General features: G+C 67.4%; 19 protein-coding genes and 4 tRNA genes. 13 read left to right on the top strand and 10 right to left on the bottom strand.

The genetic code is table 11. The annotated features are described in order from the left end of the window. Positions 1 to 31: 31 nt before the first annotated feature. From recN to HLH21_RS11405, 3 genes are all read left to right on the top strand, one after another. A complete protein-coding gene (recN, locus tag HLH21_RS11415) occupies positions 32 to 1,756 on the top strand; it encodes a DNA repair protein RecN (RefSeq protein WP_182943878.1) in 1,725 nt (574 codons plus the stop codon). Positions 1,757 to 1,763: 7 nt separating this feature from the next. Further along, a complete protein-coding gene (ligA, locus tag HLH21_RS11410; protein ID WP_182943877.1) occupies positions 1,764 to 3,878 on the top strand; it encodes an NAD-dependent DNA ligase LigA in 2,115 nt (704 codons plus the stop codon). Between the two features lie 163 nt (positions 3,879 to 4,041). Next, on the top strand, positions 4,042 to 5,388 hold the full coding sequence (locus HLH21_RS11405; RefSeq protein WP_182943876.1) for a hemolysin family protein: 1,347 nt from the start codon (positions 4,042 to 4,044) through the stop codon (positions 5,386 to 5,388). An 18-nt stretch (positions 5,389 to 5,406) separates the two neighbouring features. Here the strand turns inward: HLH21_RS11405 and HLH21_RS11400 are convergent, their stop codons facing one another. From HLH21_RS11400 to HLH21_RS11390, 3 genes are all read right to left on the bottom strand, one after another. Continuing rightward, complete coding sequence (locus tag HLH21_RS11400) at positions 5,407 to 5,925, bottom strand: cupin domain-containing protein (protein ID WP_373319700.1); 519 nt, start codon at positions 5,923 to 5,925, stop codon at positions 5,407 to 5,409. After that, a complete protein-coding gene (locus HLH21_RS11395; RefSeq protein ID WP_373319701.1) occupies positions 5,922 to 6,479 on the bottom strand; it encodes a VOC family protein in 558 nt (185 codons plus the stop codon). The genes HLH21_RS11400 and HLH21_RS11395 overlap by 4 nt, the downstream gene beginning before the upstream one ends. Before the next feature lie 187 nt (positions 6,480 to 6,666). Next, positions 6,667 to 7,119, bottom strand: coding sequence for a cupin domain-containing protein (locus HLH21_RS11390; protein WP_182943875.1), 453 nt, complete (start codon positions 7,117 to 7,119; stop codon positions 6,667 to 6,669). 497 nt (positions 7,120 to 7,616) lie between these two features. Here HLH21_RS11390 and pncA point away from each other — a divergent pair, with 497 nt between their 5' ends. Then, positions 7,617 to 8,222, top strand: coding sequence for a bifunctional nicotinamidase/pyrazinamidase (pncA, locus tag HLH21_RS11385; RefSeq protein WP_182943874.1), 606 nt, complete (start codon positions 7,617 to 7,619; stop codon positions 8,220 to 8,222). Positions 8,223 to 8,265: 43 nt separating this feature from the next. On the opposite strand, the gene HLH21_RS11380 is transcribed toward pncA, so the two are convergent. After that, a complete protein-coding gene (locus HLH21_RS11380; RefSeq protein ID WP_182943873.1) occupies positions 8,266 to 9,360 on the bottom strand; it encodes an ABC transporter substrate-binding protein in 1,095 nt (364 codons plus the stop codon). Positions 9,361 to 9,477: 117 nt separating this feature from the next. Here HLH21_RS11380 and HLH21_RS11375 point away from each other — a divergent pair. Further along, positions 9,478 to 9,553: transfer RNA gene (locus HLH21_RS11375), tRNA-Asn, on the top strand. Between the two features lie 77 nt (positions 9,554 to 9,630). Here HLH21_RS11375 and HLH21_RS11370 read toward each other — a convergent pair. Continuing rightward, entirely contained in the window at positions 9,631 to 10,914 is a 1,284-nt protein-coding gene (locus HLH21_RS11370; RefSeq protein ID WP_182943895.1) for an MFS transporter, read from the bottom strand. A gap of 118 nt (positions 10,915 to 11,032) precedes the next feature. Between HLH21_RS11370 and HLH21_RS11365 the strand changes: the two genes are divergently transcribed. The 8 genes from HLH21_RS11365 (at position 11,033) to HLH21_RS11330 (ending at position 15,662) form a co-directional block, all read left to right on the top strand. Next, positions 11,033 to 11,398 carry a tRNA-binding protein gene (locus tag HLH21_RS11365; RefSeq protein ID WP_182943872.1) on the top strand — a complete coding sequence of 122 codons (366 nt, stop codon included), beginning with the start codon at positions 11,033 to 11,035 and terminating at the stop codon, positions 11,396 to 11,398. Continuing rightward, positions 11,398 to 11,880 (top strand): xanthine phosphoribosyltransferase, encoded by a 483-nt coding sequence (gene gpt / locus HLH21_RS11360; protein ID WP_182943871.1) that lies wholly within the window; start codon positions 11,398 to 11,400, stop codon positions 11,878 to 11,880. Before HLH21_RS11365 ends, gpt begins: the two co-directional genes overlap by 1 nt. Positions 11,881 to 11,899: 19 nt before the next feature. Beyond that, on the top strand, positions 11,900 to 12,835 hold the full coding sequence (locus HLH21_RS11355) for an N-acetylmuramic acid 6-phosphate etherase (protein WP_182943870.1): 936 nt from the start codon (positions 11,900 to 11,902) through the stop codon (positions 12,833 to 12,835). Positions 12,836 to 12,896: 61 nt separating this feature from the next. Continuing rightward, positions 12,897 to 12,973, top strand: a tRNA-Pro gene (locus HLH21_RS11350). Positions 12,974 to 12,996: 23 nt separating this feature from the next. After that, the gene (locus tag HLH21_RS11345) at positions 12,997 to 13,302 is read left to right on the top strand and encodes an ETC complex I subunit (protein WP_182943869.1); all 306 of its coding nucleotides are present in this window, start codon (positions 12,997 to 12,999) and stop codon (positions 13,300 to 13,302) included. A gap of 31 nt (positions 13,303 to 13,333) precedes the next feature. Next, positions 13,334 to 13,410 (top strand) — tRNA-Arg (locus HLH21_RS11340). A gap of 728 nt (positions 13,411 to 14,138) precedes the next feature. Next, a complete protein-coding gene (locus tag HLH21_RS11335) occupies positions 14,139 to 15,476 on the top strand; it encodes an MFS transporter (RefSeq protein ID WP_246379619.1) in 1,338 nt (445 codons plus the stop codon). Positions 15,477 to 15,572: 96 nt separating this feature from the next. After that, positions 15,573 to 15,662, top strand: a tRNA-Ser gene (locus HLH21_RS11330). Between the two features lie 238 nt (positions 15,663 to 15,900). Here the strand turns inward: HLH21_RS11330 and HLH21_RS11325 are convergent. The 5 genes from HLH21_RS11325 to metX form a co-directional block, all read right to left on the bottom strand. Next, entirely contained in the window at positions 15,901 to 17,175 is a 1,275-nt protein-coding gene (locus HLH21_RS11325; protein WP_182943868.1) for a DEAD/DEAH box helicase, read from the bottom strand. Positions 17,176 to 17,484: 309 nt separating this feature from the next. Further along, on the bottom strand, positions 17,485 to 18,090 hold the full coding sequence (locus tag HLH21_RS11320) for a nitroreductase family protein (RefSeq protein ID WP_182943867.1): 606 nt from the start codon (positions 18,088 to 18,090) through the stop codon (positions 17,485 to 17,487). A gap of 33 nt (positions 18,091 to 18,123) precedes the next feature. Then, positions 18,124 to 19,029 carry a BadF/BadG/BcrA/BcrD ATPase family protein gene (locus HLH21_RS11315; RefSeq protein ID WP_182943866.1) on the bottom strand — a complete coding sequence of 302 codons (906 nt, stop codon included), beginning with the start codon at positions 19,027 to 19,029 and terminating at the stop codon, positions 18,124 to 18,126. A gap of 3 nt (positions 19,030 to 19,032) precedes the next feature. Further along, positions 19,033 to 19,638 (bottom strand): methionine biosynthesis protein MetW, encoded by a 606-nt coding sequence (metW, locus tag HLH21_RS11310; RefSeq protein WP_182943865.1) that lies wholly within the window; start codon positions 19,636 to 19,638, stop codon positions 19,033 to 19,035. A 3-nt stretch (positions 19,639 to 19,641) separates the two neighbouring features. Further along, entirely contained in the window at positions 19,642 to 20,802 is a 1,161-nt protein-coding gene (metX, locus tag HLH21_RS11305; RefSeq protein ID WP_182943864.1) for a homoserine O-acetyltransferase MetX, read from the bottom strand. Between the last annotated feature and the right edge of the window lie 220 nt (positions 20,803 to 21,022).

Genomic DNA, 21,022 nt, shown 5'->3' with positions numbered 1-21,022 from the left:
GGCCCCGCCCCCTCCCGCGCGCGCCTTTCCCATGCTGACCCGCCTCTCGATCCGGGACGTCGTTCTGATCGAGAAGCTCGATCTGCCTTTCTCCCCCGGCCTGACGGTGCTGACGGGCGAAACCGGCGCGGGCAAGTCCATCCTGCTGGACAGCCTGGGCCTGGCGCTGGGCGACCGCGCCAGCGCCAGCCTGGTCCGCGCCGGCGCCGAGCAGGCCAGCGTGTCGGCATGCTTCGAAATCGCGCCCGACCATCCGCTGCACGGCCTGCTGGGCGAACAGGGCATCGTGATCGACGACCCGCACGAACCGATCGTCCTGCGCCGGATCGTCGCCGTCGATGGCCGGTCGCGCGCCTATATCAACGACCAGCCGGCGGGCGTGAACCTGCTGCGCCGGGCGGCGGCGCTGCTGGTCGAAATCCAGGGCCAGCACGAACAGATGGGACTGGCCGACCCGTCCACCCATCTGGACCTGCTGGATGCGTTCGGCGTGCCGCAGGCGCTGCGCGACGACACGGCCACCGCCTACCGCGCCTGGATCGAGGCCACGGCCGAGCTGGCCGCCGCCCGCGCCGCGATGGAAAGCGCCGCGCGCGAGGAAGACTGGCTGCGCCAGGCGGTGGACGACCTGTCGGCCCTGGCCCCGCAGGACGACGAGGAAACGCATCTGGCCGGCCTGCGCCAGTCCCTGCAACAGGGCGAACGGCGCGCCGAGGCCATCGCCGCCGCCCTGGCCGACCTGACGCCGCGCGACCGGCGCGCCAGCGGGCCGGCGGCCGCCCTGCGTAACGCCAGCCGCACCTTGCAGCGCCTGCTGCCCGCGCCGGGGGCCGGCGATGGCGGACACGACCAGCCGGGCGCGGAACAGCAGGCCATGGCGCAGGATGCCCTCGCCGCCCTGGAACGCGCCGAGGAAGCCCTGGCCGAGGCCGAGACGATGCTGTCGCGCCTCGCCGCGGAGTCCGAAGGCGACCCCCGCCTGCTGGAACAGACCGAGGAACGGCTGTTCGCCCTGCGTGCCGCCGCACGCAAGCACGGCGTATCGGTTCCCGAACTGCCGGGATTGCTGGCCGCCTTCGCCAGCCGGCTGGCCGCGCTGGATTCGGGCAATGCCCGCATCGGCGCGCTGGAAGCCACGATGCGCGACACCCGCGCCCGCTTCGAGGCCGCGGCGCAGGGCCTGACCGCCGCGCGCGAGAAGACCGCCCGCCGCCTGGAACAGGCCGTAACGGCGGAACTGCGCCCCCTGCGGCTGGAACGCGCGCGCTTCATCGTCTCGCTGGTGCCGCTGTCGCCCGAGGCCTGGAACGTGCGCGGGCGGGAACAGGCGGCTTTCCAGATCGCCGCCAACCCCGGCCAGCCCCCCGGCCCGCTGGCGAAGGTGGCGTCGGGCGGCGAATTGTCGCGCCTGATGCTGGCGCTCAAGGTCGTGTTGGCCGGGCGCTCCGCCGTGCCGACCCTGGTGTTCGACGAGGTCGATTCGGGCGTGGGCGGGGCGACGGCCTCGGCCATCGGCGACAGGCTGTCGCGGGTCGGGCAGGACGTGCAGGTGCTGGTCGTCACCCACAGCCCGCAGGTCGCGGCCCGTGGCAACGCCCACCTGCGGATCAGCAAGTCGGTCGTGAAGGGGCGGACGGAAACCCGCGCCGAACCGCTGCCGGCAGAAGCCCGCCGCGAGGAAATCGCCCGGATGCTGGCCGGCGACACCATCACCGAGGCCGCGCGCGCGGCCGCCGACAGTCTCCTGCAAGGGTGAGAACGCAATGTCCCCCGACACCGCCCCGGATCCGGCGACGCTGGACTCCGCCCGCCTGAGCGAGGATCAGGCCCGCGCCGAACTGGAGCGCCTGGCCCGCGAGATCCACCGCCTGGACCGCGCGTACTACGAGGACGACGCCCCCGAGGTCACCGACGCGGAATATGACGCCCTCCGCCGCCGCAACCTCGACATCGAGACCCGCTTCCCCCGCCTGCGCCGCGACGACAGCCCGTCGCTGCGCCTCGGCGCGGCCCCCGCCGCCGCGTTCGGACGGCACCGGCACCTGGTGCCCATGCTGTCGCTGGACAATGTGTTCGACCGCGCGGATTTCGAATCCTTCGTCACCCGCGCCGCCCGCTTCCTGGGGCTGGACGAGGACCGGACCCAGGCGCTGCGCTTCGTCGCCGAACCCAAGATCGACGGGCTGTCGATCAGCCTGACCTATGAAAACGGCCGCTTCGTCCGGGGCACCACCCGCGGCGACGGAACCGAGGGCGAGGACGTCACCGCCAATCTGCGTACCCTGCGCGACCTGCCGCTGCGGCTGAAAGGCGACGCACCCGCGCTGGTCGAGATCCGGGGCGAGGTCTTCCTGTCCAAGTCCGCCTTCCTGGCCATCAACGCCGACCAGGCTGCCGCCGGGCACAAGCTGTTCGCCAATCCGCGCAATGCGGCGGCCGGGTCGCTGCGCCAGCTTGACCCCGCAATCACCGCCCGCCGCCCGCTCTCGCTGTTCGCCTACGCGCAGGGGTTCGCCAGCGACCGGGTGGCGGACACGCATTGGGACTATCTGACGCGGCTGCACCAATGGGGATTCAGCGTCAATCCGCTGTCGCGCGTGGTCCAGAGCGCCGCCACCGCCGAATCCTTCATGGACGACATCGCCCGCGAACGATCGGGCCTCGAATACGATATCGACGGCGTGGTGTACAAGATCGACGATCTGGCGTTGCAGGATCGGCTGGGCTTCGTGGGGCGCGCGCCGCGCTGGGCCATCGCGTGGAAATTCCCCGCCGAACAGGCCATCACCCGCCTGATCCGCATCGACATCCAGGTCGGCCGCACCGGCGCGCTGACCCCCGTGGCGACCCTGGAGCCGGTGAATGTCGGCGGCGTCATCGTCACCCGCGCCACCCTGCATAACGAGGACGAGATCGCCCGCAAGGACATCCGCGAGGGCGATCTGGTGCAGATCCAGCGCGCGGGCGACGTCATTCCGCAGGTGCTGGCGGTCGTGCCGCCGGGCGCCGATGATCCGCCGCGCAACGACCCCTTCGTCTTCCCGCACGAGTGCCCCATCTGCCATTCCCGGGCCGAGCGCCCGCCGGGCGAGGTCGTCTGGCGCTGCACCGGCGGCCTGACCTGCCCGGCGCAGGTGGTGGAACGGCTGATCCATTTCGTGTCGCGCGACGCCTTCGACATCGACGGGCTGGGCGAACGCACCATCACCGAATTCCATGCCGACGGGCTGCTGAAGACGCCGGCCGACATCTTCCGCCTGCCCGACCATGAGGAAGACATCGCCCGGCGCGAGGGCTGGGGCCCGCTCTCCGCCCGCAACCTGACGGCGGCGATCCGGGCGCAGCAGACCATTCCGCTGGCCCGCTTCATCTACGCGCTGGGCATCCGCCGGATCGGCGCCAGCAACGCGCGCCTGCTGGCGCGGCACTATGGGTCGTACGCCAACTGGTTCGAACAGATGCGGCGCGCCACCACGGTGGGGTCGGACGAACGGCTGGCGCTGGGGTCGATCACCGGAATCGGATCGGTCATCGCCGACGAACTGGCGGCCTTCTTCCTGGAAGATCACAACATCGCCACCCTGCACGACCTGACGGCGATGCTGACGACCATCGAGGACGAGGAAGCCCCGGCCGAAGGCGCCCTGTCGGGCCGCACCATCGTCTTCACCGGCACGCTTGTGACCATGTCCCGCCCCGAAGCCAAGGCGGTGGCCGAACGGCTGGGCGCGCGCGTGACCGACAGCGTGTCGAAGAAGACCGACCTGGTCGTGCTGGGCGCCGATGCCGGATCGAAGGCCCGCAAGGCCGCGGAACTGGGCATCGACACGCTGGACGAGGCCGGATGGCGCGAACTGGCGGGCCTGCCACCGGCATAGCAGACCCCCACACCCTCCGCACCGACTGGCGGCAGGCCCGAAAGATGCGCTACGCTGCACGTCGCATGCCATATTCCGTCGCCAGGACCACCCGCCCTCCCCTTCCACACCGGTCCGTTCCCCCGTCCGCCAGGCGGCAGGGCACAATCCCGGGGGCACGGTCATGATCCTGCTGGGCGGACTGGTCGCCATCGTCCTGCTGATTGCCGTCAGCATCCTGATCTCGCTGTCCGAAATCTCGTTCGCGGCAGCGCGCGAGGTGCGGTTACGCACCCGCGCCGAGGCCGGCGATACCCGCGCGGTCAATTTCCTGCGCCTGCGCCGCAACAGCGGCCAGGTGATGACGGTCCTGCAAATCTGCCTGAACGCGGTCGGCGTGCTGGGCGGCGTCATCAGCAGCGAACTGATTACACCGCCGCTGGGGCAGATCCTGAAATCGTTCGGCCTCGAGGACGCGCTGGCCGGGCATGTCGCCTCCACCGTCTCGTTCCTGGTGGTGACGGGCCTGTTCGTGCTGTTCGCCGACCTGCTGCCCAAGCGGATCGCAATGAACGCGCCGGATCGCGTGGCCCTGGCCATCGGCTGGTTCCCCGCGCTGGCGCTGCGGGTGCTCTATCCCGCCGTCTGGATCTTCTCCAGGATCTCGGACGTCATCCTGCGCGCGCTGAAGATCCCGGCCTCGTCGGCCGTCGATCCCGTCACCCCCGAGGACCTGCGCGCGATCCTGGCGGCCGGCACGGCCTCGGGCATCCTGCTGGAGCAGGAACACCAGATGATCCAGAACGTGCTGGGCCTGCAGGACCGCTCGGTCACCTCGGCGATGACCCCGCGAGACGAGATCGTGTTCCTCGACGTGCAGGAAAGCGCCGAAATCCAGCGCGACAAGGTCCGCGTGCGCCCCTATTCGCGCTATCCACTGTGCGACGGCGGGCTGGACAATGTCATCGGCTCGATCCGCGCCGAGGACGTGCTGGCGGCGGTGGTCGAGGACGGACCGGTGACCGAACCCGCCGGCACCAGCCTGCCGGCGTCGGGCCAGATCTACCGGATGCGCCGCGACGTGCTGTCGCTGCCCGATACGCTCAACCTGTGGGACACGCTGGCGCAGTTCGACACCCATGGCGCGGGCTTCGCCCTGATCGTCAACGAGTACGGGCTGGTCGTCGGGCTGATTACCTTCAAGGACATCATGGGCGCGCTGATGGACGGGCTGGCCAACCCGTTCGAGGAACAGGCGATCGTCCGCCGGGACGAAAATTCCTGGCTGATCGACGGCGCCGCGCCGATCGGCGACGTGACCCGCGAACTGGGCATCGCCGCCCTGGCCGACGGCCATAATTTCGATACCATCGGCGGTTTCGTCATGCACCGCCTGCGCCGCATGGCCCGCAAGGCCGACCGCGTCGAAGCCGCGCATTTCCTGTTCGAGGTCGTGGATGTCGAAGGCTTCCGCATCAACCAGCTCCTGGTCACCCGCCGCCCCCGCCGCCCGGACGCCGACGCGCCGTAAGGGTCGAAGCCCCCCTGTCTATTTAAACCGGCAGGGCCGATCGGCGGTGGGCGTTTCATCCGTCTGAACGACCATCAACTCCACCGGTCCGTCACCGACATTTCCGGCATCGTGCCCGACGCGGCCCTGCCGGTCCTTCCGGCTCAACTGATCTTCACCCAGAGACACGTCTCCCGGCCCCATGACGACCTTGTGGCCGTCCATGGCCGTGACATACCACGCACCCCTGAGCGGAATAATCCACTGCACCTTCGGGTCAGGATGCCATGTGCCGTTCCAGTGCGCCGGCTGCACGGTAAAGATCACCTGGCCATGATCGTTCTGCATCCGGTCCTGCCATTGGGGACCGGCAGGTTTCGACATGGTCTTGAGGTCGAAGTCACGCACCGGGCATTTCGTCATGTGGCTGATGCCGGCATGATCCGTCCAGTTATGCCAGTACCACATCGTCGGGCGCGGCGGAGGGGTCTGCGCGCGCGCGGGTCCAATCGTCCAGACAGCGGAAACGAGCCCGGCAAGAACGGCAATCCGTATCACCCTTCCTGCCGCGGCGGCGGCTGGTAGCGTTTCTCGGGCGATACCGCATCGAAACGTTCGCGACTGGGCGTAGCCAGCAGTTCGACGATCATTCCCCATGGCGTTTGTCCATAACAGAAAAAATTTCCCGGCCCTTCCTCGAGGGAAGGCTGCTTCTGCGGCCCGGTCAGCAACATGCCGCCGGCCTCGGTGAAACGCCTGCAGCCTGCCTCGATGTCATCGACATAGACTGCAAAATGCTGAACACCGAAATCGCACGGACGCACGGCGGACCGCTGGTCCGGTCCGTGCATTTCAAAAAGCTCGATGCAAGGCCCCGTACCCAGGGCCACCATGCACATCTCACGCACGACAGTCCCGGCGGCAAGGCCAAGAATCCTTTCAGTCTCCGGCCCTTGCTGCGGATGATCGGGCGTGACGTTGCGGTAAAGCGGCACAGCGCCGAAGGCCCGCTCAAGAAACCGGATGGCTTCGTCAATGTCGGGAACCGTCACCCCGACATGGTCTATGCCGCGTGGCAGACCGGACCGATCGTTTGAGCCTTCCATCTTCATCTCCACACTCCCAGCCTCAAAACAACGAGCCGGACGAATGGTGGTTCCGATTGCGACCCGGACAGGATCGCGCATCGGACAGGCACACACCCTCGCAGCAACCGCGACCTTTCGACTGCCCGCAGGAATCCCCAGGCCACAACGAGAATTTTTTCGGACCATCCATCCGGGCGTCGGCGTCCCGGCGTCAATATTCCGATTTCTCTCCCTTGAGCGGCACGGAGGTCGGCATGCCCTTCGTGCCGGAATAGGTCAGGATCACGACGGTCTGTTCGTCGCCCGAGACGCCGCGATGGGGGTCGTTCACGCTTTCGGTGAAGGCCTCGCCGGTATGGAACGTCTGTTGCTTGCCCGTCGCGCGATCCTGAATCGTCAACTGGCCTGCCAGGACATAGCCCGCGTTCGGAGACGGATGAACGTGCCACGGCAGCGCCGTATGCGGCGGGATCGTCAGGCGCAGCACCGTCAGTTGCGGGGGTGTGGTCGGATAATGCTGATAGGCGACGCCGTTCCAGGAATGATCGCTCTTGACCAGAATGTCGGCATGCCCCGAAGCCGTCTGTGACTCCGGCCCGGCAGCATGGGCAAGAACGGGGCTGCTGAGCAGTACTGTCGCAATAAGGGTGGGCAGAAGGCGCATGGGAATGTCTCCGCTACAGGGTTGGTGCGTCCGTCCTCAACAAGGACAGGACCAGGGCTCCCGTCGTTGACGCATGAGGCCGGGGAACGGTTTCTCATGGCTGTCATGCGCGCTGGCGGTCATGCGATGACAGATCTGTGGAAATTGCTGTCACAGCATGGAAAGATTCTTACATCTTCGATGTCGCGGTTTCAACATGACGCTCCATTTTCTCGTCACTGCACCTTGCGGCATCCCGTCATTCCACCGATACGTCGGCGTCCATCTTCTTGACTCTGCGAACAGTATAAACGTCTTTTTCAAACCAGACCCGGATCGGGAATACCGGGCATGGCAATAAAGCCCGGCAGCGACAGGAACAGGCGGACGCGACAGCAATTTTCGTCCGGCATGTCGTCATGAAGCACAAGGTCGGTCAGGGCCGCCGCCCGCCGCTAGCCGGGCGGACAAAACCGTGCCATCCCTATCCCATCATCGCAATCCGCCGGAGGCCGACAATGATCCAGATCACCGGTCACGACGCCCTTCTGATCGTCGACGTGCAGAACGATTTCCTGCCGCGCGGCCCGCTGGCGGTGCCGGACGGCGATGCGGTCGTTCCGATCATCAATCATCTGACCCGCCTGCCTTTCGGCCAGCAGGCCGCCAGCCAGGACTGGCATCCGCGCGGCCACACGTCCTTTACCAGCGCCCATCCCCCGAACGCGGCCCCGGCCGGAACCTGGCGGGACCATTGCATCGCCGGCACGCGCGGGGCGGACCTGGCGGCGGATTTGGACCAGACGCGGATCGGGCTGATCGTCCGCAAGGGCCGCGCGCCGGACGTCGACAGCTATTCCGCCTTCCTCGACAACGACCGCGTCACGCGCACCGGTCTGGAATACTGGCTGTCGGGCCTGGGAATACGCCGCGTCTTCGTCGCCGGCCTGGCGCTGGACTATTGCGTGGCCTTCACAGCCATCGACGCAAAGGCCCTTGGTTTCGAGACGTTCGTGGTCGAAGATGCCTGCCGCGGGATCGCGCCCACGCCCGACGTCACCTGGCGCACATTGGGCGGACACGGCATCCACCGCGTACGGTCCGGCGATCTGGCGGGGGCCTGACCAGACCCGCGCGCCGAAATCCCGACCCGTCCACACAGGCAGGTCAGGTCGGCCCGACCGGCAGCGACCAGTACTGGCCCGGCGCCTCGGCCTGCAGGACGTTGAAACAGATCTTGCGGGCATAGGCCGACGACCCCACGGTGTCGGGCATCCGCCCCAGCAGCTTCATTTCATCGACATATTGCGCCACCTGCACCCGCAGGTCGTCCCCGACCGGGCTGACGCCCAGCGTCTCGTGCCGCAGCATCGCACGCAGCTCGTCCGCCCCCATGCCGGCGATCTGCCCGGCCAGCAGGCTCGCCACCTGGTCCGGCTGCGACCGGATCCAGCCCGACGCCGCGCGCAACGCCATCACCAGCGCCACCGCCGCCGCCGGGTCGGATTGCAGGAAGGCGTCCGACAGGCCGAGTGCGAGGTTCGTGCGTTCGCCATAATGGCCGGTCGTGCTGTTCGCCAGTTCCGAAAACGGCGAATCCGGCCCATGCAGAAGCTGCCACGCCAGCGGGTCGTGCGCGGCCACCGCGTCGATTTCGCCCGCCCGGGCTGCCTCCAGGACATGGTCGGGCGATATGACAACCCACCGTACCCCGTTTTCGGGGTCGATGCCCTTGCGCCGCATCATCACCGAAAAGAACAGCCGGTCGGCCATATCCTGGTCGGTAAAGGCGATTCGCAAGCCCGCGACATTGTCCAGGCGCGTGACCTTCACCCCCCGGCGCAACAGCAGCCTGAACGCCCCCGACTGTATGCCGGCGACGATTCGCGCCTGGATGCCCCCCTCGCGGAACAGGTCCAGCCACGTCAGAAGCGGCGCGACCGCGCCGACGCAGCGGCCGCCGCGCAGGTCGGCGATGGTGCCGCGCCCGGTGCGCGCGCCCTCGACCGGCACGACGTCCAGATTGTAGCGCGCGAAGAAACGCGCCCGCGCCACCGCGAAGACCAGCGTGTTGGACGTCGGCCAGGACAGCACCAGCCGGCGGAACCGGCCGTCCAGCTGGGCCTTGTAGTAGCTCGGCGGGTGGCGGATCTGGTTACGGATCACCAGGCCGGCCGTCACCGCCACCCCCACGCCCGCCCCGGCGACCAAGGCGCGACGACGCAGCATCAGCCGTCCGGATTGCCCGCTGCCTTCGCCCATGCCGTCCTGCCCCCTCGCTTTCTCACCTGCCAGGCGTCCTCCTACCCGTCAAAAAAAACATCCGGAAGGGGGTTTACGTCCAAACCGGACCTCCGCTATACGGTGCCCCGGCGCTGATCCCGAATAGCTCAGTTGGTAGAGCAAGCGACTGTTAATCGCTGGGTCGTAGGTTCGAGTCCTACTTCGGGAGCCACCCTTTTCCTGCATATGGCAACAGGCCAGCCCACCGACCACGCGTGGTCACCGGCCTCCGCCGACGACCTCATGCGCTTATTGCGCCGGCCGGATATCGTCCAGCCGGTCCAGGCGCCGCAGGCCGGGAAACAGGCGCATCCACAGCAGGGTCACGGCGATCGTCCCGACACCACCCAGCACCACGGCCTCCACCGGGCCGATCAGGCTGGCCAGCATGCCGCTCTCGAACTCGCCCAGCTGATTCGACGATCCGATGAACAGCATGTTCACGGCCGACACCCGCCCACGCATCTCGTCGGGCGTACGCAACTGCACCAGCGCGCCGCGCACCACCACGCTGACCACATCGGCCGCACCCAGGATCGCCAGCGCCAGAATCGACAGCGGCATCGACGTCGACAGGCCGAAACCGATCGTCGCGACCCCGAAAATCGCGACCGAGACGAACATCCACATCCCCGCGTTGCGATTCAGCGGCCAGCGCGCGAAGGCCAGCGCGCAGACCAGCGCGCCCAGGGCCGGCGACATCCGCAGCAATCCCAGGCCGATCGGGCCGGCATGCAGGATATCGTTGGCATAGAGCGGCAGCATCGCCGTCGCCCCGCCCAGCAGCACCGCGAACAGGTCCAGCGAGATCGCGCCCAGCATCTCGGGCTGCGCGCGAATGAAATGCAGCCCCCCCAGCACCGTCGTCAGGGTCATCGGACGCCGCACCCGCGCCGGCGCCTCCAGCTTCATGGCCAGCGTCCCCATCATCGCCAGGGTGAACCCCGTGGCGCAGGTGCTGTAGCAGAAGCCGGCCCCGATGCCGTAGAGCAGGCCCCCCATCGACGGCCCCATGATGGACGCCACCTGGAACAGCGAGGACGACAGCGCGGCCGCGCGCGGAAAGACCGACGGCGGCACCAGGGCGGGCAGGAAGGTCTGCTGGCTGGGCATCTCGAACGCGCGGGCGGTGCCGAACAGGGCGACCATCATGTAGATCATCGGCGGCGTCAGCCAGTGGCCGAACGAGCCTACCGCCATCAGCAGCACGCCGCAGGCCTCGACCCCCTGGCAGATGGCGACGATCATGCGCCGGTTGAAATGGTCCGCCACGTGGCCCGCCACCAGGGTCAGGCAGAACATCGGCAGGAACTGCGCCAGGCCGACCCAGGCCAGCGACCGCGCACTGTGCGTCAGCATATAGATCTGCCAGCCCACCGCCACGGCCTGGACCTGTGACGAGAACGAGGACAGGGTCCGCGCCGTCAGGAAGACGACGAAACCCGGATGATCGAGGGGCCGCGAGGAGCGTGGAGGCGGCGGATCGTCGGCCTGGCCGTCGGATACCGCCCGGGTTTTGGAAGGAGCATGCATGATGCGGCGACAATAGCGGCCCACGGCGCCTTTTCCACCCGCATGCATGACGAATTCCCGGTCACGGAACCGCCAACGTCCGTTTGCAAAACGGCCGCCGCACGGGCAAAACCGTCCGATGACAGACATCGACCCGACCGGCCCGTCGCCTTCCACGGATATCGAGACATTCGCGCGCCTGGACATCCGCGTCGGCACCGTCGTGGACGCCCGGCCGTTTCCCGCGGCGCGCAAGCCGGCGTTCCAGTTGTGGATCGACTTCGGCCCCCGGATCGGCGTGAAGCGCTCGTCGGCACAGATCACCAGACATTACACGCCCGATCTGCTGATCGGCCGCCAGGTCTGCGCCGTGGTCAATTTTCCGCCACGGCAGATCGGCCCGTTCCGCAGCGAGGTGCTGACGCTGGGCATGCCCGACGACAAGGGCGACGTCGTCCTGATCCGACCCGACCAAACCGTGCCAGATGGAGGAAAGCTGTTCTGATGGCCACTACCTACGCAACCGTCACCTGGGACCAGCTTCACCGCGACGCCCGCCTGCTGGCCGAAACCCTGATCCCGCGCGGCCCGTTCAAGGGCATCGTCGCCGTCACGCGCGGCGGGCTGATCCCCGCGGCGATCATCGCACGCGAGATCGACTGCCGCCTGATCGAGACGATATCGGTCGTCACCTATGACGAGGAGCATCAGGGCAAGCCGCAGGTCGTCAAGGCGCCGGTCGCCGCCGGCGACGGCGAAGGGTTCCTCATCATCGACGACCTGGTCGATTCCGGGGTCACCGCGCAGGTCGTCCGGCAACTGCTGCCCAAGGCGCTGTTCGCCTGCCTGTACGCCAAGCCGTCGGGCAAGCCGCTGACCGACATGTTCGTCGTCGAGGTCCCGCAGGAGACCTGGGTGCTGTTCCCGTGGGATACCGCGCCGCTGTTCATCCCGCCGCTGGCCCGCAAGGCCGAGACCGCGGGCTGACACGAAGCCGCGCATCGCCATGCCCAACGCCGCGCCCCCCACGCCCCCAGCCATCCCGGCGACCGAGGCCTTCAGCCCGGCGACCGCCGACCTCGACACCTGGCCCGTCCCGGTGCAGGTCGCTTCCCTCTGGGAAGGCCAGATGACGGCGGTGGCGGCCATCCGCCCCGCGCTGGCCGCCATCGCGGCGGCGGTCGAGGCCGCCCTGCCCCGCCTGCGCGCCGGCGGCCGCCTGGTCTATGCCGGCGCCGGCAGTTCGGGGCGGCTGGCCGCACAGGACGGCGCGGAGCTGGAACCGACGTTCGACTGGCCGGCCAGCCGGACCATCCTGCTGGTCGCCGGCGGCCCCCGCGCGCTGACCGAGGCGGTCGAGAACGCCGAGGACGATACCGACAGCGCCCGGCGCGACATGCAGGCGGCGGGGGTCGGGCCGGCCGACGTCCTGATCGCCCTGGCCGCCAGCGGCCGCACCCCCTACACCCTGGCCTGTGTCCGGGCGGCGACCGCGGCCGGCGCGCTGACCATCGGGGTGGCCAACAGCGCTGGCTCCGCCCTGCTGGACCTCGCCGCCCATCCCATCCTGGTCGAGACCGGCGCGGAAGCAATCGCGGGATCGACCCGCATGAAGGCCGGCACGTCGCAGAAGATCGTGCTGAACCTGCTGTCGACGGCGATGATGGTGGGGCTGGGCCGCGTCCATGCCGGCCGCATGGTCGACATGCGCGCCCGTAACGAAAAGCTGCGCCACCGCGCCGTGCGTATGGTACGCGACCTGACCGGCTGCACCGAGGACGCGGCCGTGGCCGCCCTGGCCGGCACCGACGGGCGGGTCAAGCCCGCGGTCCTGGTGGTGCACGGCCTGACGCCGGACGACGCGGCCTCGGCCCTGGCGCGTCACGACGGGCGGCTGCGGGCGGCTCTCCGTTCCGTGACGGCGGGCGCGGCCGGCGCGTGACGAAATTTTCACGCGGGGCGCTTGCCAGAGTGCCCAAGGACTCATAGCTTCCCCGCAGGTTCGGGGCGTGGCGCAGCCTGGTAGCGCGCGTGTTTTGGGTACACGAGGCCCCCGGTTCGAGTCCGGGCGCCCCGACCAGCGGGAAGAAGGAGTTCCATTCCATGCGGGCCCGAATCTACAAGGAAGCGAAAACCGCCACGCAATCCGGTCAGGCGAACACGCATGACTGGATCCTGGAATACGGCCAGACACAGCCCCGGCAGCAGGATCCGCTGATGGGCTGGACCGGAAGCCGGGACACGCGATCGCAGATTCGCCTGCGATTCCCCGACCGCGCCGCCGCCGTTGCCTATGCCGACCGCCACGCGGTACATTACGATTTGGAGCTGCCGGTCGCGCGCGTCCGCAAGCCCAAGATCTACGCCGACAATTTCCGATACGACCGAGTTCAGAACTGGACCCACTGATCCCGTTCCGGCATAGCAATGCCGGCCCCGCGCGCCCTTAGCTCAGTCGGATAGAGCAACAGCCTTCTAAGCTGTGGGTCGCTGGTTCGAATCCAGCAGGGCGCGCCATTTTCCGGCCTTTCATGTGCAACCAGCCTGCATCCGGTTTGCCATGGGTCGTTGCCGGACCCTTTCAAAATCTGACGATCCCCACTCACGTCCGTCCCCGGCCGGCGCGGCCCCACGCCGCCAGCCGGCCTTGGCGGGCAATGTATTTTTTGCGTCCTGGATACTTTCCCACCCCTTGGACGAAGATATGAATAAAATTTATCATTATTGTAAATAAAATCTTTATACAATATAGAACAATTTGAAATCAAATGACGATACGACCATTTAAATTAAAAATACCGTAGTTTTTTAAGTATAAATTTCCCCATGAATCATATTCCCGCCAAATTTTGTGAATATTTTTCTTTCATTATAGGATATTTTTTTGTATGAAAAATCTCATATGAACATCAAGGCGAAAGGATATCTGGGCTTTTCACTTTTTATTCGTATCAAAATCGCACTGATCGTGTGATTTACTCTTATCCAGGTCTATAATGTCCTGGATATTCGTCCATGATTCTCTTATGGGCGACCTCTCCTGTGCCTTTATTATCCGGCCATCGGATAGGACTGCCGGGCACCGGATCTGCTTCAGCGCCCACGGCGCGCATCCCTACATGATGATTTCGAAATCACCGCGTCCCATGGACCACGATTTCGAATGCAGCTTGCATCGATGCTTCGTAATGAGGCGAAGCCCCTCATAGTTATGTTGGCTGCCTGTTAAAGAGGAGTATCTCCCCTTGACGCAGACAGACGTTCTGTCCGACCGCCCCTCCCTTGCCGACAGGATCGGCATTCCACGACCCCTTCTCTGGGGGTTTGTCGGATTGCTGCTCTTCATGATCGGCGACGGGGTCGAAGCCGGCTATCTGGCGCCCTATCTCGAAAATCACGGCCAATCCGCGCGCGACGTGGCGTTCCTGTTCACGGTCTATGGTGTCGCAGTTTCCATCTCGTCCTGGCTGTCGGGCCCGCTGTCCGACCTGTGGGGGCCGAAGCGGGTCATGTGGATCGGCCTGGCCATCTGGAGCGTGTTCGAAATCGTCTTCCTGGTCCTGGGCCTGCAGGTCGCCAGCTATCCGATGATGGTTGTCGCCTATACGCTGCGTGGACTGGGGTATCCGCTGTTCGCCTACGGCTTCCTGGTCTGGATCGCCGCCGCGACCCCGCCACGCCAGCTTGGCTCCGCCGCCGGCTGGTTCTGGTTCGCTTTCTCGGGCGGACTGCCGACGCTGGGGTCGCTGTTCGCCAGCTTCACCATCCCGGTTATCGGTGAACTCGCCACCTTCTGGTCGTCGCTGGGCCTGGTGATCGCCGGCGGCCTGGTGGCGCTGCTGCTGACGCGCGAACCCCGGGGCGCGGCCCGGCTGGCCCCGCACCACGTCTCGGTGAAGGGGATCTTCTTCGGCTCGCTCAGCATTCTGTGGCGCGAGCCCAAGACATTCGTAGCAATGATCGTGCGTACCATCGACACGGCGTCGGAATACGCGTTCCTGGTCATCATGCCGTCCTTTTTCATGAAAGTCGTCGGCTTCACCCTGTCGCAGTGGCTGCAATTGCTGTCGATCGTCTTCCTCAGCAACATCCTGTTCAACCTGGCGTCGGGGATGCTGGCCGACCGCCTGGGACATCGTACGGTGGTGTCGATCGCGGGCTGCCTGGGGTCGGCGATCTCGGTGCCGGTCTTCTATTATGTGCCGATGGCCCATCACGGCAATTTCCTGATCGCGGCCCTGGCCGGCATCTTCTACGGCGCGACGGTCGCGGCCTTTGTGCCGCTGTCGGGCCTGGTGCCGCAGATCTGCCCGAAGGAAAAGGCCGCCGCCCTGTCCGCGCTGGGCCTGGGCGCCGGCGCCAGCACCTGGGTCGGCCCGGCCATCGTCACCTGGTTCGAAGGCTGGCACGGGATCGAGGGCATCATCTGGATCTTCTCCGGCCTCTATGCCTTCGCCGGGATCCTGACCCTGTACCTGTCGGTGCCCGACCATGCCCGCGCGGTCCTCGCGGCCCAGCGCAACGATCGACGCAGGGACCGGAACGCCGACGGCATGTACGGCGAAACCCCGGTCCTGCACTGACCCGACAATCCGGGGACAGCCCCGGCCTTCCGCACGGAAGGCCGGGTACCTCCCCAGTTGCATCCCCAGCCAAAACCATGAATAAGAATGCCCATCGGAGAGGTGGCCGAGCGGTTTAAGGCAGCGGTCTTGAAAACCGCCGTGCGTGCAAGCGTACCGTGGGTTCGAATCCCACCCTCTCCGCCATCTGCCAAAGCAGATCTCCGACGAACTCTTTTCTTTGCTGCGCCCGGAAGCAGTGCCTCACCCTGTCCAATGGCTGGGTTCAAAGGCCAGACGGACATGGGTGTCCGCCTCCGCCCGTCCCTGACAAAAGGGTCGGAGGATATTCTTCATGAAAATGTCGGTGGGCTCGGGCAAAGCCCGGCCTTGCTACGGCAGCCACCTGCCGACGCCGCGCACGGCATCGGCAGGATGCATGTCCTCAGGCGACGCGACGCGCGCCGCCGCCACGATGGCCGCCGCCGCCCTGGCGCTGCTGCGGGCGTCCGCCACCGCCGCCCCGGCCACGCCCGCCGCCACCGCCCAGAACGGGCGGACGCAGGGTGGAGTTGGAGGCGGTTTCGGAATGGTACGGATGTTCCACGACAACCGGGATCTTCTTGGCGATCGTCTTCTCGATGTCGCGCAGCCACGCCCGCTGCTCGGCATCGCACAGCGACACCGCCCAGCCTTCGCGCCCGGCGCGGGCCGTACGGCCGATCCGGTGCACATAGCTTTCGGGCACGTTCGGCAGGTCGTAGTTGAAGACATGCGTGACGTCATCGACATCAATGCCGCGCGCCGCGATATCGGTCGCCACCAGCACCTTCACTGCGCCGGAACGGAAACCCGCCATCGCACGTTCGCGCGCGCCCTGCGACTTGTTGCCATGGATCGCCTCGGAAACGATTCCATGATCGTTGAGGAAGGCGGCAACCTTGTTGGCCTCATGCTTCATCAGCGTGAACACCACGGCGCGCTCGACCTTGGGCGAATCAACCAGCAGCTTCAGCGCGTCGCGCTTGTTCTCGGTATCGACGAACATGACGGCCTGGCGGATCCGGTCGACGGTGCTGGACGGCGGCGTCACCTGCACGGTCGCCGGGTCGCGCAGCAGGCCGTGGGCCAGGTCGGAGATGCTCTTGGGCATGGTGGCCGAGAACAGCAGCGTCTGGCGGTCACGCGGCAGTTCGGCGACGATCCGCCGGATGTCGCGCACGAAGCCCATGTCCAGCATCCGGTCGGCTTCGTCCAGCACCAGGACCTCCAGGCCGGACAGATCGACATGCCCCTGGCCCATCAGGTCCAGCAGGCGGCCGGGTGCGGCCACCAGCACGTCGACGCCGCGGCGCATCGCCTCGACCTGCCGGCCCTGCCCGACGCCACCGAAGATCACCGCATGGCTCAGCCGCATGTGGCGGGCATAGGCCTTGAAGCTGTCGTCGATCTGCGAGGCCAGTTCGCGCGTCGGCGCCAGCACCAGCGCGCGCGCGCCCTTGGGGTGGGCGCGCCCATGATGCGTCAGCAGCCGGTGCAGGATCGGCAGCGCGAAGGCCGCGGTCTTGCCGGTGCCCGTCTGGGCCAGGCCCAGCAGGTCGCGCCCGGCCAGCAGATGCGGGATCGCCCCGGCCTGGATGGGGGTCGGGGTGGTGTAGCCTTCCTCGTTCAAGGCGCGCAGCAAGGGTTCGGCAAGTTGAAGGTCGGAGAATGTCGTCATGAAAGCGCCTCCCGGCACCAAAATGGCCGGAACCCTCACGACAGAATGAGCATCCGGAACGGTCTTGAAAGAAATACGAAACACGGTTCGCCACCCTGCATCGCAGGGCACGCTGTCAGTCACCGCAAGCCGTCTGGGAAAGGGAAGATGCGCTTGTCCGTCCAGTCCGTGCCCCCCGCGTCAACAAGGCACGTGCGTACAAGTCAGCATGAGGGACAGGCGCGGGCCATCCACGAGCGGCTTCTACCCGTTCAAGGCACCTTCCGCAAGCCTTTTCCAGAAGTTGGCCGTTGCCGGCGGCACGTCGCGTCAGGCGAAGCGGTCGCGCACGCGCACCTGATCCAGCGTCAGGCGACTGGCACGGGGCCGCGCCGCCTGCGTGCCCTTGCCGATGGCGACGAACATGGCGATCACATGGTCGTCCGGCAGGTTTATCAGCCTGGCCACCGCGTCGAAATCGAACCCGTCCATCGGGCAGGACTGATAGCCCAGGCTGGCGGCGGCCAGCATCATCGTCTGTGCCGCCTGGGCGCAGGACCGCATCGTCTCGTCCTGCTGGACCTGCGCGCGCCCCTCGTAATACTGGTTAATCAGGCCCACCATCAGGTCCTGCACGTCCTGCGGCGCGTCGGCCCAGTAGCGCGCCGGGTCCTTGCGCCAGGCCTGCTTGTCCGCGCACATCACGATCAGGACCGAGGCATCGGTGACCTGCGCCTGGTCCCACGCGACCGCGCGGATCTGCCGCCGCAACGCCGGATCGGTCACCACCACGAAGCGCCAGTGCTGGATATTGAAAGCGGTCGGGGCCAGCATGCCCGCCGACAGGATCGTGTCCAGGTCGGCGTCGGGCATGCGGTGGTCGGGATCGTACTGCTTGACCGCGCGGCGTGTCCGGATGGCGTCCAGTGTGTCCATGGGGCGGATATCCCTGTCCTTGATCGGTGGCTGTTATTCTCGGCCGATCGCCGCGGAATGCAACCGCCCCGCCAGCAGCAGCGCGCCCTCGACCGCCCCGCCCCGCGGTTCGGACAGGCGGCTGCGGCTCCACGGCGACAGACAGGGCCGCAACACGCCCGCCAGACCGCCCACCAGACAGCAGGACAGGTGCCCGAACCCGTCGCCGGCCAGCAACGCGGCCAGCAGGCCGTCGATCTCGGCCCCCGCCCGGGCCAGCAGCGCTTGCGCCTGCATGTCGCCCTGCCCGGCCGCGGCGGCAACCAGCGGAACCAGGCGCGCGAATCCGTCCGGCCGGGCTCCGACCGCCCAGATCATCGGATCGCCGCCGTCCGCCGCCGCCAGGGTCCGGATCGCATCGGTCAGCGCCGTGCGGGGCGCGCGGCCGTCGCCTGCGCGCAGCATCAGGCGCACGGCCTCCAGCCCGATCCAGGCGCCGCCGCCCTCGTCGCCCTGCGGGAACCCCCATCCGCCGACCCGGCGGGTCCGCCCCCCGGCCACGGCATATCCCACCGTGCCGGTTCCGGCCGCGACCATGGCGCCGTCCTGCCCGCCATGTGCCCCGACACAGGACGTATAGGCATCGGTCACGATCTCAATATCCGCGAAAATCGCCGGAAGGGCCATGAAACGCGCGCGCGCCTCCGCCACCTCGGCCCCCGCCAGCCCCGCGCCGGCCACCAGGCGGCAGGCGTCCGGCGACAGGCCGGCCTGCGCCATGGCCTGCTCCAGCGCCTCGCGGATCGACCGCCATCCGCACGCGGCATCCGTCGCGATATTGGCGGGGCCGCCCTGCCCCGCGCCCAGAACCACCCCGTCCGGCGTGGCCAGACGCAGCCGCGTCGCCGTTCCCCCGCCGTCGATGCCGACCAGCACGGTGCGCGCGCCGCCCACCGCCACGGATCAGCCGTTCCGCCGCCGCAGCAGGAACAACGCCTGCTCGCCGAACAGATTGGCCAGACGGATGGAGCGGCGCCACGGCGCGCGCTCGCCGTCCTCATCCACCGCCATCCATTCCTCGACCACGTAGCCCTCTTCCCGGCAGAGCATCAGGAAATCGAGAATCGTGCAGGGATGGATATTCGGCGTTTCGTACCACGACGTGTTCCAGACCGCCGTCATCGGCATCCGCCCCGTCGTCAGCAGCTTCAGCCGCAATTGCCAGTGCCCGAAATTGGGGAACGAGACGATGGCATGACGCCCGATCCGCAGCATCTGGCGCAAGACCTCGCGCGGGCGTTCGACGGCCTGCAGGGTGCGTTGCAGCACCACATAATCGAAGGCGTGCCGGGGATAATGCGCCAGGTCGTGATCCGCGTCGCCATGCATCACCGGCAGCCCGTGCGCCACCGAGCGCGTGACCTCCTGCATGTCGATCTCGATGCCCTGGGCGTCGCAGCCGCGGGTGCGGAACAGATAATCCAGCAGCGCACCGTCGCCGCTACCGATATCGAGCACCCGGGTCCCGGGCTGGATCATTTCGGCAATCAGCCGCTGGTCGAGCCGCACCGGTCAGCCGATCCGCGCATGTTCGGCGGCGCCGGACAGGAAGCCGCGCACCGTGCGGTCGAAATCGGGTTCGTCCAGCAGGAAGGCGTCGTGCCCCTTGTCGCTCTCGATCTCGACGAACGAGACGTTGGCGGCGGCGCGGTTCAGCGCGCGGGCCAGCATGCGCGCCTGCGACGTGGGGAACAGCCAGTCCGAGGAAAACGACACGATGCAGAAGCGCGTGCGCGTGCCGTGGAACGGCCGGGACAGATCGCCGTCATGCTCGGTTCCCAGATCGAAATAATCCATCGCCCGCGTGATCGTCAGATAGGAATTGGCGTCGAACCGGTTGACGAACGACGACCCCTGGTGCCGCAGATAGCTTTCGACCTCGAACATCTCGCCGAACAGCGACAGCGGGTTGTCGCCGTAGGGGTCGCGGCGGACGCGCCGGCCGAATTTGCGCGTCAGGGCTTCCTCGGACAAATAGGTGATGTGCGCCATCATCCGCGCGACCGCCAGCCCCCGGGCCGGCACGGCGTCGCGTTCCCAGTACCGCCCGCCATGCCAGTCGGGGTCGGCGAAGATCGCCTGGCGGCTGACCTCGTTGAACGCGATGTTCTGGGCCGAATGAAACGGCGACGTCGCGATGGGCATGGCCGCGAACACCATGTCCGGATAGGTCGCGGCCCATTCCAGCACCTGCATGCCGCCCATCGACCCGCCGACGACGGCGAACAGCCGGTGGATGCCCAGGCGGTCGACCAGCAGCTTCTGCGCGCGGACCATGTCGCGGATGGTGACGGGCGGGAAATCGGTGCCCCACGGCTCGGCCCCGTCCGCCCCCGGCCCCGAACGCGGCGAGCGCGGGCCGGTCGAGCCCATGCAGCCGCCCAGCACGTTCATGCAGATGACGAAGAACCGGTCGGTGTCGATCGGCAGGCCCGGCCCGACCATCCGGCTCCACCATCCGGGCTTGCCGGTCAGGGGCTGGGTGTCCGCCAGGTACTGGTCGCCGGTCAGGGCATGACACACGATGATGGCGTTATCGCGCGCCGCCGACAGGGCGCCATAGGTCCGGTACGCGATCTGCACCGGCGCCAGATGGAACCCGCATTCCAGATGAAGCCCTTCGGGGAACACCATGCATTCATGCTGAAGCGGGGCAGGTACGGTCTGATCCATCGCGCGGGGCCGGCATTCCGTCGTGAACGATTGCAAGACGCGGACAGGACAGCGTCGCGGGCGATACCCTGTCACGACCGCGACGTCCTATGGCACCAGCGTCCGCCGCACGCAACAGTTTGCATGGCCGGCGGGGAAAAGCGGGGCGACGCCGCCGCCCCTCTCACCGCATCGTGTGCGCGCCATGCGCTCCACCCCGGAAGGCAGGGCGTTATGGTCG

This window comes from Gluconacetobacter johannae (assembly GCF_014174305.1).
GTDB classification, from domain to species: domain Bacteria; phylum Pseudomonadota; class Alphaproteobacteria; order Acetobacterales; family Acetobacteraceae; genus Gluconacetobacter; species Gluconacetobacter johannae.
This window is presented reverse-complemented; position numbering and strand designations above follow the sequence as displayed.

Bases quoted from the DNA above. Each gene is read 5' to 3' on its own strand.
- recN (WP_182943878.1), top strand. From the start codon at position 32: ATGCTGACCCGCCTCTCGATCCGGGACGTCGTTCTGATCGAGAAGCTC.
- ligA (WP_182943877.1), top strand. From the start codon at position 1,764: ATGTCCCCCGACACCGCCCCGGATCCGGCGACGCTGGACTCCGCCCGC.
- HLH21_RS11405 (WP_182943876.1), top strand. From the start codon at position 4,042: ATGATCCTGCTGGGCGGACTGGTCGCCATCGTCCTGCTGATTGCCGTC.
- HLH21_RS11395 (WP_373319701.1), bottom strand. From the start codon at position 6,479: ATGAAGATGGAAGGCTCAAACGATCGGTCCGGTCTGCCACGCGGCATA.
- HLH21_RS11390 (WP_182943875.1), bottom strand. From the start codon at position 7,119: ATGCGCCTTCTGCCCACCCTTATTGCGACAGTACTGCTCAGCAGCCCC.
- pncA (WP_182943874.1), top strand. From the start codon at position 7,617: ATGATCCAGATCACCGGTCACGACGCCCTTCTGATCGTCGACGTGCAG.
- HLH21_RS11380 (WP_182943873.1), bottom strand. From the start codon at position 9,360: ATGGGCGAAGGCAGCGGGCAATCCGGACGGCTGATGCTGCGTCGTCGC.
- HLH21_RS11370 (WP_182943895.1), bottom strand. From the start codon at position 10,914: ATGCATGCTCCTTCCAAAACCCGGGCGGTATCCGACGGCCAGGCCGAC.
- HLH21_RS11365 (WP_182943872.1), top strand. From the start codon at position 11,033: ATGACAGACATCGACCCGACCGGCCCGTCGCCTTCCACGGATATCGAG.
- gpt (WP_182943871.1), top strand. From the start codon at position 11,398: ATGGCCACTACCTACGCAACCGTCACCTGGGACCAGCTTCACCGCGAC.
- HLH21_RS11355 (WP_182943870.1), top strand. From the start codon at position 11,900: ATGCCCAACGCCGCGCCCCCCACGCCCCCAGCCATCCCGGCGACCGAG.
- HLH21_RS11345 (WP_182943869.1), top strand. From the start codon at position 12,997: ATGCGGGCCCGAATCTACAAGGAAGCGAAAACCGCCACGCAATCCGGT.
- HLH21_RS11325 (WP_182943868.1), bottom strand. From the start codon at position 17,175: ATGACGACATTCTCCGACCTTCAACTTGCCGAACCCTTGCTGCGCGCC.
- HLH21_RS11320 (WP_182943867.1), bottom strand. From the start codon at position 18,090: ATGGACACACTGGACGCCATCCGGACACGCCGCGCGGTCAAGCAGTAC.
- metX (WP_182943864.1), bottom strand. From the start codon at position 20,802: ATGGATCAGACCGTACCTGCCCCGCTTCAGCATGAATGCATGGTGTTC.